The following is a 13,248-nucleotide window of genomic DNA, read 5'->3' on the forward strand; positions in this document are numbered from 1 at the left end:
GGCGGTGGCCTACACCAGGTATTGCCGGACAGCTTCCTCGTTCCATGCGATGCCCGTGCCCGGCTCCGGCGGCGCAATGGCGGTGCCGTCCGCAAAGGCCAGGGGCCGCGCCAGCACCGGCGCTGCAAGGTCCATACGCTCCAGCAGGTGGCGTGTCGGCGTGACGGCCAGCAGCTGCACGCTGACCTCCTGGAAGATATGGCTCGACATTGGCACGCCGTGCGACTGCGCCAGCGCCGCGGCGCGCAGCCAGCCGGTCACGCCGCCGATCTTCATTGCGTCGGGCATGGCCAGGTCGCAGGCACCGGCCTGCAGCGCCTTGGCCATCTCCTCGGGGCCGCACCAGTTCTCGCCCATCTGGATCGGCAGGCGCACCTGCTCGCGAATGCGCGCGTGGCCGGCGTAGTCTTCCTGCAGCGTCGGCTCCTCGACCCAGCCGATGCCTTCGTCCTCCAGCGCGCGGATGCGGCGCACCGCCTCGATGGCCGTCAGGCCCTGGTTGTAGTCGACCAGCAGCTGCGTGTCGTCGCCGATCACGCCGCGCAGCGCGCGAACGATGGCCAGGTCCTCGGCCAGCGTGGCATAGCCGATCTTCGTCTTGATGGCCTGGAAACCTTGCGCCATCGCCCGTTCGGCGCGCGCCATGCCCAGTTCCCGGCCGTCCATGCTGTGGCTGTCATAGGCCGCGATGGCGCGGCGAGTGCCGCCGAGCAGTTCGACCAACGGCACGCCGCGCACCTTGGCCAGCGCGTCCCAGGCCGCCATGTCGAGCCCGGCGCTCGCCATCAGCGCTATGCCGGTGCGGCCGAGCAGGCGCAGCCGCTGCGAGAGCAACTGGTCGAGGTCGACGGGCGCGAGCGCCTGGCCCTTGAGCACGCCGCCCAGCGTCAGCAGCATGCGCCGCGTGGCCCGCAGGGCGAGCGGCGTGTAGGTGAAAACGTAGGCATGGCCGACGGCTCCCTGGTTGGTGTGCAGGTCGATCAACACCAGCGGGGCGGTCGCCACCACGCCGACGCTGGTGCGCACGGGGTGCTCGAGCGGCACGTTGACCGCGCGCGCCTGCACGTCGGTGATCAACAGGCCGGGATCGATGGGCATGTTCATTCGCTTCTCCTTCACAGTCCGAGGTAGGCGGCCTTCACGCGCTCGTCGCGCAGCAGCTGCGCGGCCGGGCCGCCGAGCGTGATGGTGCCGGTTTCCAGCACATAGCCGACGTCGGCCACCGACAGGGCGGCGTGCGCGTTCTGCTCCACCAGCAGGATCGGGATGCCTTGTGCCTTCAGCCGCGCGATCACGCCGAAGATCTCCTTCACCAGCAGCGGCGCCAAGCCCATCGAAGGTTCATCGAGCAGCAGCACCTTGGGCTCGCTCATCAACGCGCGGGCGATGGCCAGCATCTGCTGCTGGCCGCCCGAGAGCGTGCCGGCGGCAAGCAGGCGCTTCTCCTGCAGGACGGGAAACAGGACGTACATCTCTTCCATGCGCTGCTGGCGGCGTTCGGGTCGGGTGTAGCTGCCCAGCAGGAGGTTGTCCTGCACGGAAAGTGGTCCGAAGACCTGCCGGCCTTCCAGCACCTGCGACAGCCCGGCACGCACGCGCGAGTCGGCGCTCTCGCGGCCGATCTCTCGGCCGAACAGGCTCACGCTGCCCGCGCTGGGCTTGATAAGGCCGGAGAGCGCGCGCAGCAACGTGGTCTTGCCCGCGCCGTTGGCGCCGATCAGCGCCACCAGTTCGCCGCGGCCGAGCCGCAGGTCGATGCCATGCAGCGCCTCGATGCGGCCGTAGCCGGCGAAGAGGCCGCGCACTTCGAGCGCGGCGCTGCTGTCGGTACTTGCGCTGCTCATGCGGCCTCCGCAATGTCAACGGCTTCGCTCGCCGCCTCGGTGCCGAGATAAGCCGCGATCACCTGCGGATTCGCGCGCACTTCGGCGGCCGTGCCTTCGGCGAGCTTGCGGCCGTAGTCGAGCACCAGCAAGTGGTCTGAAATGTTCATCACCAGCTTCATGTCGTGTTCGACCAACAGCACCGTCACGCCCGAGGCCGCGATGCGGCGGATGAGTTCGGTGATCTCGTGCGTCTCGGTGTCGTTCAGGCCTGCGGCGGGTTCGTCGAGCAGCAGGAGGCGAGGCTTGCTCGCCAGCGCGCGCGCAATCTCCAGTCGCTTGAGCAGGCCGAAGGACAGCTGCGTGGCGTGGGCATGCGCGTGCCGGCCAACACCCACCTCGTCGATCAGCCGCAGTGCCTCCTCGCGCAGCGCGGCGTCCGCACGGCGCGTGGTGCCCGTCATGCCGCCCAGCAGCGAACTGCGCGTGCGCAGGTGCGCGCCGAGCATCACGTTCTCGCAAGCGGTCATGTTCATGCAGACCTGCAGGTTCTGGAAGGTGCGGCTCATGCCGCGGCGCGCCAGCTGGTCGGGTGCGAGGCCTGCCACGTTCTCGCCGTCGAGCAGGATCTCGCCGCGCGTGGGTTCGTACACGCCGCTGATCAGGTTGAACAGTGTGGTCTTGCCCGCACCGTTGGGCCCGATCACCGAGTGCACCGAGCCGGCGCGCACCGTGAAGCTCACGTCCTGCATGGCGTGCACGCCGCCGAAGGACTTGGAGAGGTTCTTCACTTCGAGCATCTCAGGCCTTCCTGCGCAGCTTGAGCGCAATGGAGGGCACGAGGCCCTTGGGCAGGAACATCATGGTCAGCATCAGCACTAGGCCGAAGAACACCATCTCGTAGCCGTGCAGCCCGCCCAGCAGTTGCGGCAGGGCGGTGAGCAGGGCCGCGCCCAGCACCGCCCCGAAGGTCGAGGCCATGCCGCCGAGCACCACCATGGTCGCCAGTTCCACCGAGTGGGCGAAGGCGGCGAGCGAGGGGCTGATGAAGCCCAGATAGTGGGCCGTGAGGCTGCCCGACACAGCCGCGAACACAGCCGAGAGCACGAAGGCACGCACCTTGAAGCGCGCCACGTCCACCCCCATCACGCGCGCCGCCACCTCCGAGCCGTTCAGGCCTCGCAACGCGCGCCCGCCCGGTGATTCGTACAGGTTGAGCGAAAGCAGCACCGACAGCCACAGCAGCACCGCCGCCAGCGTATACCAGTGCAGCACCTTCGCGAACGCGAAGCCGCCGATCACCAGCGGCGGCACCGGCATGCCGTCGGGCCCGCCGGTCCAGTCCACTTCATTGATCAACACGATGTTGACGATCACGCCCAGGCCCAGTGTGGCCATGGTGAGCGAATGTCCCTTGAGCCGCAGGATCGGCTTGGCGATCAGCCAGGCGACAACCGCCGCGCCAAGGGCCGCGCCCCCGATGGCCGCTAGCGGCGGCCAGCCGAAGCGCACGGTCACGATGCCGCTGCCGTAGGCGCCGATGGCGACGAAGGCCGCATGCCCGATACTGATCTGGCCGGCAAAGCCCATCAGCAGGTTGAGCCCGATGGCGGCGACGGCAGCGAGCGCGATGCGCACGGCCACATCGATCACGTAGTTGTTAGGCATGGCCAGCGGAAGCAGCGCGAGCACCAATGCCAGCACCAGCAGGGAGGGGCGCAAGAGTGCATGCGTGCCTGCCTTCATACGCGCTCCGAGGTTTTGGCACCGAACAGCCCGTGCGGCATGACCAGCAGAATGAAGACGATCAGCACGAAGGGCACCGCGTCCTTGTAGGCCGACGACACGTAGCCTGCCATCAGCGCCTCCAGCAGCCCGACGATGAGCCCGCCCACTACCGCGCCGCCCGCACTGCCGAGGCCGCCGAGCGTGGCCGCGACGAAGCCCTTCATGCCCAGCATGAGTCCGATGTCGTAGACGGTGGTGGTGATCGGTGCGGCCACCACGCCGGCCACGGCGCCCAGCAGCGCCGAGAGGCCGAAGGATAGCTGCAGCACGCGCGATGTGGGGATACCCACCGCGCGCGCCGCCAGCGCGTTGGCGGCCACCGCCAGCATCGCCTTGCCAATCATGGTGAAGCGGAAGAACGCAAAGCACAGGGCGACCAGCACCGCCGCCGTGCCCAGCACCCACAGGCTCTGAGGCAGCACATAGGCGCCGAGAACGGAGAGCGACGCGTCGCCGCTGAAGGGCGGAAGCGTCTGCTGGTTCTTGCCAAGCACGATCTGCACCACGCCCTGGATGAAGATCGAAGCACCGATGGTGATGATGATGAGCGACACCACGCTGGCCTCTCCGGCCGGCTTGATCGCCAGCCGGTAGAGCAGCAGGCCCGCCGCCACGGTGGCCAGCACGCCGCCCGCAATGGCCAGGCCGTACGGCAGGTTGGCACCCAGCATGGCGGCGGTGATCATCGCGCCGAGCATCAGGAAATCGCCCTGGGCGAAGTTGATGACGCCGCTGGCGTTGTAGATCAGCGAGAAGCCCAGCGCGGCCAGCGCATAGATCGCGCCGGTGGTGAGCCCCGAGAAAACGAATTGCATGAGGTCAGCCACGGCGGTCTCCGGCTTGGGGGTTGGCGAGCAGGTGCTGCGCTGAGATGTCGGCCACGCGGTCGGCTCCGATCAGGATCATGGTGCGGGCGATCTCCTCGGACAGCGCGGCCAGCACGCTGCGCGCGCCGGCCTCGCCCTCCGTGGCCATGCCCCAGGCAGCGGGGCGGCCGACGAAGGCGGCAGTAGCGCCGGCGGCCAGCGCCTTGACCACGTCGCTGCCGCGGCGGAAACCGCCATCCACGAACACGGGAATGCGCTGCGCCACCGCATCGACCATGCGCGGCAGCACAGAGATGGTGGAGGGCGCTGCATCGAGCTGACGGCCGCCATGGTTCGACACCACGATGGCGTCCGCACCGTGCGCGATGGCGCGTTCGGCATCGTGCGGATGGAGCAGTCCCTTGATGACCAGCGGCCCGTCCCACAGCCGGCGCAGCCAGGCCAGGTGCTCCCACACCAGCGTGCGGTCCATGGTGCGCGACAGCAGCGCGGCCTGCACCTTCGGCGAGGTGGCGCCATCGTCCGATTCCGTGAGGTTGACGAAGGAGGGCGAACGGCCCTGCATCGCCATGGCCAGAGACCAGGACGGATGCAGTGCGAGGTCAAGCAGCGTCGAGAGCGTGAAGCGAAAGGGCAGCTTGAAACCGTTGCGCACGTCGCGCTCGCGCAGGCCGCTGACAGTGGCGTCCACCGTCAGCACCAGCGCACCATAGCCCGCGTGGCGCGCGCGCCGCACCAGCTGTTCGGCGATCGTCCGGTCGCCCATGACGTACAGCTGCATCCACTGCACGGCATCGGGATTGCGCGCAAGCGCGGCTTCGCGCACCGCCTCGAGCCGGTCGTTGGAGGGCGTGGGCAGCACATGCGGCACGCCGACAGAAGCCGCGGCGCAGGCCAGCAGCGTGTCGCCGTGCGGCCGCACCAGCCCCGAGAAGCCGATCGGCGCCACACCCGTCGGCGCGGACCAACGCCGGCCGAACACCGTGATGTCGGTGTCGGCATGGCGCGTGTCGCGCAGGGCGGTGGGCAACAGGTGCAGGCCGGCCAGGTCCATGGTGTTGCGCCGCAGGCAGTCTTCGTTCTCGGCGCCGCCGTCGACGTAGTCGAAGACGAAGCGCGGCAGCCGCCGGCGCGCGTGGCGACGGTGGTCGTTTGCATTGAGCTTCATGCGTGTCCTTTTCTGCAGGGTCGCACGGCCTCAGCGCACTTCCTTGAACGCGCCTCCCTGCACCTCGACCATGCGGAACGCCGACACGTCGAGGCCCATGTGGTCGGCGGCCGACATGGTGTAAATGCCGCTCACGCCGACGAAGCCTTTGGTGGCCTCGATCGCGTCGCGCAGCTTCTGCTTGTCGGTGCCGCCCGCGCGCTGGATCGCGTCGACCAGCAGGAAGAGCGCGTCATGCGCGTAGCCGCCGAAGGTGGACACGTCCATCCTGGCCTGCGATTCGAATTCCTTCGCATAGGACACGCTGACCTTCTTCTGCGTGTCGCCATGGGGCAGCGCCTGCGCGATCAGCAAGGCGGGCGAGGGCATGCGGATGCCGTCGGACGACTTGCCCGCGATGCGGATGAACTCCGTCGAGGCCTGGCCATGCGTGGTGTACAGCGGCTGCTTCATGGCCAGCTGCTGGTAGTTGCGCGCGATGATGGCCGGCGCCTGGCCCGTGCCGAACACGAGGATCGCCTGCGCGGGCGAGGACTTGATGCGCGTGAGCTGCGGCGTGATGTCGGTGTCCTTCTCGCCGTAGGTCTGGTCTTCGGCCACCTTCATGCCGAGCGTGCCGGCGAGCTTGAGCGTCTCGGTGCGGCCGGACTTGCCGAAGCCGCCGGTGTCGGACAGCAGGGCGAACTGCGTGAAGCCACGGCGCTTCATTTCGCCGAGCACTTTCTCGGCCGCCATGCGGTCGGAGTGAGGCATCTTGAAGACGTAGGACTTCACCGGCTCGACGATGACCGAGGCTGCGGCGAGCGAGATCATCGGTACCTTCGCCGCTTCCGCCTGCGGCACCATCGCCATGGTGGAGCCCGTGGTCGAGGCGCCGACGATGACGTCGACCTCGTCCTGCATGATGAGCCGGCGCGTGAAGGCGTTGGCCTTGTTGGCGTCGCTGGCGTCGTCGTACAGCACCAGCTCCAGCTTGCGGCCGAGCACGCCGCCGGCAGCATTGATCTTCTGCACGTACATTGCGAGCGTCTTCTGCTGCGGGTCGCCGAGGAACGAGGCCGGGCCGGTGGCGGAGACCACCGCGCCGATCTTGATGGGATCGGCCGCGTGCACGGCGGCAGCCAGTGGCAGCAGCGCGGCGCCGGCCAGCAGGGAAGCGGCGGCGCGGCGGCCGATGCGAAGGTGGGGGAACTTGGCGATTTTCATTTTTTGTCTCCTGATGGTTCTGCGTGAGGGAATCTTTTCAGCGCGCCGGTCTTCGCCGCACGATGTGGATGGGGTGGGCGCGCGCCTCCGGCGCCGGCAGGCCGAGTGCGCGCGCCAGCGTACGGCCCTCGGGGTCGGCCAGTGCGGCTTCGCGGGCCGAACGCACGCGGTCGGCGGCCTGTTCGAGCGAACCGGCATCGTGCGCGGCCGAGGCCATCGTGGCCTGCATGTCGTCGAGCACGGCAACAAGGTTGCGGTGGCCGCGCTCGCTGGTCTCTCCGTAGCCCTTGACGAGGTTGCCGCACAGCGCCAGCTCGAAGGCCAGCCGCGGGCTGAGCGCGAGCGCGCGCCGCACGGCCTCGAGCCAGCGTTCGATCATGGCCTGCTCGAAGGCGTAGCGCGAAGTGCGCCGGCGCAGCGGCCGCAGGGAACGCAGCGCGCACAACATGGCGAAGCCGCGCACGGTGTCGGTGCGCATGTGCAGGCCGATGCTCAGCTTGTGGGACTTGTGTGCGAGGCGTGCGCGCAGCCAGTCGGCGGCGCGTGTGGGCAGCAGCGAACAGATCTCGTCGAGCCCGGGCTTGAGGTATTCGGTCAGCCGCAGCGGCTCGCCTTCGCGCGCGCCGACTTCCTTCCGCACCCGCTGCAGCCGGTCGCCGCGGGTCTTGAGGTCGGCAACGCGGATCACGTCCTCGTAGCTCATCCACAGTGCGAGGTAGCGCGCGGTTTCGCGCGTCACGGGGAAGTCGCCGCCGTGGGCGCGCTCGGATTCACACACGGCCTGGACGCGATGCAGGTAGAGATCGGCGTAGCGTCCATCCTGGTAGTCGGTGACCTGCCGCAGGCCATGGTTCACCAACTTGCGCAACGGCTCGGGCATCGCCTGGGCGCGCGGATGGAGCGCAGAGGCTGCGACCGTGCCTTGTTCGGCAGACGCTGCACTCGCTGTGCCCGTCACATGGTCGTAGCCCGCAGCAAACCCCTTGAGGCTCGCTTCCACGGCCTTGCCCGATTCGCGGATCGCCTGCTCGCAGGCTTCGCGCGAGAAGGGCAGGGCACCGCTGCCGGCCATCGCGCCGAACATCACGGTGTTGATCACCGTTCCGTTGCGCCAGGCCAGCGCGCGCATGTCGAACAGGAAAGTGCGCTGCGCGAGGCGCTGCGCCGCCTCGGTCACGCGCTGGCCGTCGTAGCGGCCGTCGCCCATCGCCGACTTCTCCGACACCGCGTACTCGCGGTGCAGCGACGCCACCAGCGTGGTGCGCTGCGGATGCACGAAGCCTCCCTGCAGCACACGCCCGGCCTCCACGAGCTCGGAGGCCGCGACGATGTCCACGTCGCCCGGGTTCGGCGTGAGCGAGAACACCGGCCGCGCGCCGCCGAGCTGCGCGCTCGGCACGGGGTAGATCTCGATGTAGTAGTTGGTCGCGCCGGTGCGCTGCGCGACGCCAGGAACCGAGGTGCTCTGCACCAGGAAGTCGTGCGCCGTGGCGGCCGAGATCAACCAGTCGGCCAGCACGCCGCCGCCCTCGCCGCCCATGGCGGCCACCAGCACGGTCACGATGCGCGGGGTGGGTTTGCGCGCGGTGTTCATGCGGCGAGCGCCTCCGCGCGGTCGCGCGCCTTGCCGGCCATCAGGCCGATGACGCCGCCACGCAGCCGATGCAGCAGGCGCTCCCAGGTGCCGGCGTTCTGCACGATCTCCGCCTTGTAGAAAGAGGGGCACAGAATGGCGGCATGCGCGTTCTCGCCGCACAGGCCGCAGCCCACGCAGCCCTGGTTCACGGTGGCCACCGGGTCGGTGCGCAGCGCGCTCGGGTTGGGCTTGACGGTGAGCGAGGGGCAGCCCGACAGGCGGATGCAGGAGTGGTCGCCGGTGCACACGTCGTCGTCGATGCCGAAGCGCGTGCGCACCACGCGCTCGCCGCGCTTGAGCTTGGCGGCATTGACCGGCTTGATGCGGCGCTGGCGCTCGAGCTGGCATTCGCCGTCGGCAATGATCACCTTCAGGCCGCCTTGCTCGGTGGTCATGGCCTCCTGCAGCGTGTCGCGCATCTCGGCGACGTTGTAGCTCGTGACCTTGCGCACCCACGCGACGCCGACGCCCTTGAGCGCGGCTTCGATATCGAGCGTGAGCGGCCGTGCCGCCGGCTGCGTGGGAGAAGAAGGAATGGCCTGCGTGCCGGTGGCCGAGGTGTAGCCGTTCTTCAGGATCACCAGCACCGAGTCCTGCCCGTTGTAGACCGCATTCACCACGCCGCTGGTGAAGCCGTTGTGCCAGAAGCCGCCGTCGCCCATGATGCTGACGACCCGGTTGCCCATGAGCGGGCCCACGCCCGAGGAACTGGCCAGCCCCAGCCCGTAGCCGAGCACCGTGCTGCCGGTGTTGAAGGGCGGCAGCGTCCCGAAGGTGTGGCAGCCGATGTCGGCGCTCACGTGGACCGCGCCGAGCTCCTTCTGCATCAGCTTGATGGCGGCGAACACCGGACGCTCGGGGCAGCCGATGCAGAAACCCGGCGGCCGGTTCGGCACCGGCACGCCCAGCGCCTGCACCGCCTGCGGCTTGAGCGTGGCCAGCGGCGCGGCGGCGTCGCCGACCTGTGCCACGCCGTCGTCGCCCAGTGCCTGCGGCTGCGCCTGCTGAACGAACTCGGAAATGCAGCGCACCAGCACTTCGCCGGTGTATTCGCCGGCCATCGGGAAGATGTCCTTGCCGTGCAGGCGCGTGTCGCAGCCGGCCTTGCGCAGGATGGCATGCAGCGCGTCTTCCATATAGTTGGGCTGGCCTTCCTCGACCATCAGCACCGCGCGCTTGCCGGCGCAGAAGTCCACCAGCTCGTCGGGCACCATCGGGTAGACCACGTTGAGCACCTGCAGCGGAATGCGGCTGTGGCCGAAGGCGTCGGCCAGGCCGAGCTGCTGCAGCGCGCGGATGGTGCCGTTGTAGAGGCCGCCGGGCAGGATCAGGCCGATGTCGCCGCAGTCACCGTCGAAGCGCTCGTTGAGGCGCTCGCGGCGGATGAAGTCGAGCGCAGCTGGCCAGCGCGAGTCCACCTTCATGCGCTCTTGCGCATAGATCGACGGAGGCAGGTTGATGTTCGCGAAGTCGAAGTGCGGCTTCTCGATGAGGTCGCGCGTGGAGATGGCCGGTGCGCGATTGTCCTTGCACACGAAGCTTCCGTGCACGTGGCAGGCGCGGATGCGGAGCTGAAGCATTACCGGCGTCTGGCTTGCTTCGGAGAGCTCGAAGCTGCGTTCGACGGCATCGACGATGGATGTCAGGTTGGGCCGCGGGTCCATCAGCCACATCTGCGACTTCATCGCGAAGGCGTGCGTGCGCTCCTGGATGATGCTGGAGCCCTCGCCGTAGTCCTCGCCCAGGATCACGAGTGCGCCGCCCTTCACGCCGGCAGAGGCGAGGTTGGAGAGCGCGTCCGAGGCGACGTTGGTGCCCACGGTGGACTTCCACGTCACCGCGCCGCGCACCGGGTAGTTGATGGAGGCGCCGAGCATCGCGGCCGCGCCGGCCTCGGAGGCGCTGTTCTCGAAGTAGATGCCGAGCTCGTCGAGCAGCCCGCGCGCATCGCCGAGCACGTCGATCAGGTGCGACACCGGCGCGCCTTGGTATCCGCCGATGTAGCTCACGCCCGACTGCAGCAGCGCCTTGGTGACGGCGAGGATGCCCTCGCCATGAAATAACTCGTCGGCGCCCAGCGAGAGGCGTTTGATTTCTTCGGCGAAAGATCGCTCCATGGCTTTGTGTCTCCGGCCGGCAGCCTCGAGGCGTCGGCTATTTTTCGTAAGGCCCGCCGTTCGGTGGCGATGGCGGGTCGATCAAGTGGGAGGACTTTAGGAGCGGAGTGGCAGAGAGCCAATCGATGTGACTTGCGTTACACATAGATTAAATTGATGGATGGCGGGGGTCTCCCCCTGCCGACGGTATCGACTAGCTCGATCCGTAACAACAGCGGCATGGATAGGGGAAGACGCAGCGTCGCTCTTAGAGTCCCGTCCCACATTCCCTACCGAAAGATGCCGTCGATGACTTCTTCCTCGAAGACTCAGTACAAAGTGGCGGCCGTCCAGGCTGCACCCGCATTTCTAGACCTCAACAAAGGTGTCAACAAGGCCATCGACTACATCCGCCAGGCGGCGGAAGGCGGCGCTTCTCTCGTTGCCTTCCCGGAGGTCTGGCTACCTGGCTATCCGTGGTGGATCTGGCTCGACTCGCCGGCCTGGGGCATGCAGTTTGTGCAGCGCTACTATGAGAACGCGCTCGTCATTGGCAGCTCCCAGTGGGACCGGCTGCGGGCTGCGGCTGCTCAGTACAAGATTCACGTGGTGCTCGGCTTCAGCGAACGCTCGGGCGGCACGCTCTACCTGGCGCAAGCGATCATCGACGACCTTGGCGAGGTGGTCGCCACCCGACGCAAGCTCAAGCCCACGCACGCAGAGCGGACCGTTTTCGGCGAGGGTGACGGCAGCCACTTGGCAGTGCACGACACGGCGCTAGGGCGCGTCGGCGCGCTCTGCTGCGCTGAGCACATCCAGCCGTTGACCAAGTACGCCATGTACTCGCAGAACGAGCAGCTCCATGTGGCCGCCTGGCCCAGCTTCTCGGTTTACCGGGGCGCAGCGTTCCAGCTCAGCGCCGAAGCCAACAACGCGGCAAGCCAGATCTATGCGCTAGAGGGCCAATGTTACGTGCTTGCGCCTTGCGCGACCGTCTCCAAGTCGATGATTGAGATGCTTGTCGATTCGCCCCAGAAGCGCGAACTTCTGCTCGAAGGAGGCGGATTCGCGATGATTTACGGACCCGACGCAAGGCCGCTTTGCAAGCCCCTGCCGGAAACCGAGGAAGGTCTGCTGTATGCAGACATCGACTTGGGTTCCATCGGCGTCGCCAAGGCCGCTTACGACCCGACAGGTCACTACTCGCGACCAGACGTGCTGCGCCTGCTGTTCAACAAGAAGCCGAGTTCTCGTGTACAGGCGTTCGACCCCGAGTACACGGAGTTGAAATCCGCTCAGCCCGAGGCGAACGGCGAGAAATGATCGGTCCTGAATCGCCCCGGATTTCGTGGTGGCCAGTTAGTTCAAGGCATGCCGCCATCGTGGCGAGTTGGCGGTATAGTTTTCCTCAGCTTCTGCAGGCGGGATATAGCCGATCGGTTGGAGCAGGCGATGGTGGTTGAACCAGGACACCCCTACGAGCGTCGCGAACTCCACCGCCTCCTTGGTCTTCCAAGGTGCTCGACGATGCGAAGGCGGTCATCGAGGACGTGATCTGTGAAGTAGGCGCCCGCTCGTTCAAGCGCATTGCGCGAGCGCCCAACCCATCTGCGCAAGCGGCCGCGCACCGGCGCTCGCTTGCCTTGCTTGTGCGCTCGACGCGGTCCCCGTCTCCACACGTTTGGCAATTCCTTGCAGGATACCGGCGAGCCGGAACATGTTGTAGGCGAGATAGAAGTTCCAATCGGCCATCACTGCGTCGGGGTCAGCGCGGCCGGTCCGCTCGCAGTAGCGGCGCACATAGCTCTTCTCGTCGGGTATGCCGAGGGCGGCAAGGTCGAGGCCGCGAATGCCAAGGGTCGAGCCCGGTTGGATGTGCCACGACATGCAGTGGTAGCTCAAGTCGGCCAGCGGATGGCCGATGGTCGAGAGCTCCCAATCGAGCACCGCGATCGCGCGGGGCTCGGTGGCGTGGAACATCAGATTGTCGAGCCGGTAGTCGCCATGCACGATCGACACCTGACTCTCGTCGCGCGCGCTGGCCGGTATGTGCGCAGGGAGCCAGTCCATCAATTTGTCCATCTCGGGAATCGGCTGCGTGATCGAAGCCTGGTACTGCTTCGTCCAGCGGCCGATCTGGCGCTCGAAGTAGTTGCCCGGCTTGCCGTAGTTCTCGAGACCCGCCGCCTTGACGTCCACGTTGTGCAACGCGGCGACCACGCGGTTCATCTCGTCGTAGATTTGGCTGCGTCGCGTGCTGTCGGCGTCGGGGATCGATTGGTCCCACATCACGCGGCCCGACATGTACTCCATCACGTAGAAGGCGCAGCCGATCACGGATTCATCTTCGCACAGCAGGTACATGTCCGGGACCGGCACGTCGGTTGCGCGCAGCGCCCGCATCACGGTGAATTCACGATCGATCGCATGCGCCGAGGCCAGCAGCTTCGCCGCCGGGCCGGGCTTGCAGCGCATCACGAAAGAGCGCTCCGGCGTGTTGAGCTTGTAGGTTGGGTTCGATTGCCCGCCCTTGAACTGCTCGACCGTGACCGGCCCCTGAAAACCGTCGACCCGCGCCTCGAGATACGCCCGCAGGGCGGCGACGTCGAACGCATGAGACCCGGAGATGGGCCTGGTGCCGGTTTGAGCTTCTGTCATGACTATGGTTTCGTGTTGCCGTTCAATAGGGTAGGTGCCGGGCAGT

At 67.5% G+C, this 13,248-nt stretch carries 11 protein-coding genes; 1 reads left to right on the forward strand and 10 read right to left on the reverse strand.

Features of this window, described 5'->3' with window-relative positions:
* Window positions 1-9: 9 nt before the first annotated feature.
* The 9 genes from ABID97_RS11525 to ABID97_RS11565 are packed head-to-tail and all read right to left on the reverse strand — an operon-like array spanning window position 10 to window position 10,565.
* The gene (locus ABID97_RS11525) at window positions 10-1,104 is read right to left on the reverse strand and encodes an enolase C-terminal domain-like protein (protein WP_354398612.1); all 1,095 of its coding nucleotides are present in this window, start codon (window positions 1,102-1,104) and stop codon (window positions 10-12) included.
* Window positions 1,105-1,115: 11 nt separating this feature from the next.
* Complete coding sequence (locus ABID97_RS11530) at window positions 1,116-1,844, reverse strand: ABC transporter ATP-binding protein (RefSeq protein WP_354398613.1); 729 nt, start codon at window positions 1,842-1,844, stop codon at window positions 1,116-1,118.
* The gene (locus tag ABID97_RS11535) at window positions 1,841-2,623 is read right to left on the reverse strand and encodes an ABC transporter ATP-binding protein (protein ID WP_354398614.1); all 783 of its coding nucleotides are present in this window, start codon (window positions 2,621-2,623) and stop codon (window positions 1,841-1,843) included. The genes ABID97_RS11530 and ABID97_RS11535 overlap by 4 nt, the downstream gene beginning before the upstream one ends.
* A gap of 1 nt (window position 2,624) precedes the next feature.
* Window positions 2,625-3,569: a branched-chain amino acid ABC transporter permease gene (locus tag ABID97_RS11540; protein WP_354398615.1), complete on the reverse strand. Its 945-nt coding sequence runs from the start codon at window positions 3,567-3,569 to the stop codon at window positions 2,625-2,627.
* Window positions 3,566-4,438 carry a branched-chain amino acid ABC transporter permease gene (locus ABID97_RS11545; RefSeq protein ID WP_354398616.1) on the reverse strand — a complete coding sequence of 291 codons (873 nt, stop codon included), beginning with the start codon at window positions 4,436-4,438 and terminating at the stop codon, window positions 3,566-3,568. Before ABID97_RS11545 ends, ABID97_RS11540 begins: the two co-directional genes overlap by 4 nt.
* Window positions 4,431-5,606 carry an alpha-hydroxy acid oxidase gene (locus ABID97_RS11550; protein WP_354398617.1) on the reverse strand — a complete coding sequence of 392 codons (1,176 nt, stop codon included), beginning with the start codon at window positions 5,604-5,606 and terminating at the stop codon, window positions 4,431-4,433. The genes ABID97_RS11545 and ABID97_RS11550 overlap by 8 nt, the downstream gene beginning before the upstream one ends.
* A gap of 30 nt (window positions 5,607-5,636) precedes the next feature.
* Window positions 5,637-6,812: an ABC transporter substrate-binding protein gene (locus tag ABID97_RS11555; protein WP_354398618.1), complete on the reverse strand. Its 1,176-nt coding sequence runs from the start codon at window positions 6,810-6,812 to the stop codon at window positions 5,637-5,639.
* 37 nt (window positions 6,813-6,849) lie between these two features.
* On the reverse strand, window positions 6,850-8,406 hold the full coding sequence (locus ABID97_RS11560) for an indolepyruvate oxidoreductase subunit beta family protein (protein WP_354398619.1): 1,557 nt from the start codon (window positions 8,404-8,406) through the stop codon (window positions 6,850-6,852).
* Window positions 8,403-10,565 (reverse strand): thiamine pyrophosphate-dependent enzyme, encoded by a 2,163-nt coding sequence (locus ABID97_RS11565; RefSeq protein WP_354398620.1) that lies wholly within the window; start codon window positions 10,563-10,565, stop codon window positions 8,403-8,405. Before ABID97_RS11565 ends, ABID97_RS11560 begins: the two co-directional genes overlap by 4 nt.
* Before the next feature lie 288 nt (window positions 10,566-10,853).
* On the opposite strand from ABID97_RS11565, the gene ABID97_RS11570 reads away from it, so the two are divergent.
* Window positions 10,854-11,867, forward strand: a complete 1,014-nt coding sequence (locus ABID97_RS11570; RefSeq protein ID WP_354398621.1) for a carbon-nitrogen hydrolase family protein — start codon at window positions 10,854-10,856, stop codon at window positions 11,865-11,867.
* Window positions 11,868-12,122: 255 nt separating this feature from the next.
* On the opposite strand, the gene ABID97_RS11575 is transcribed toward ABID97_RS11570, so the two are convergent.
* Window positions 12,123-13,202 carry a phosphotransferase gene (locus ABID97_RS11575; protein ID WP_354398622.1) on the reverse strand — a complete coding sequence of 360 codons (1,080 nt, stop codon included), beginning with the start codon at window positions 13,200-13,202 and terminating at the stop codon, window positions 12,123-12,125.
* Window positions 13,203-13,248: the final 46 nt, after the last annotated feature.

The sequence above is a fragment of the Variovorax sp. OAS795 genome (assembly GCF_040546685.1).
Classification (GTDB): domain Bacteria; phylum Pseudomonadota; class Gammaproteobacteria; order Burkholderiales; family Burkholderiaceae_C; genus Variovorax.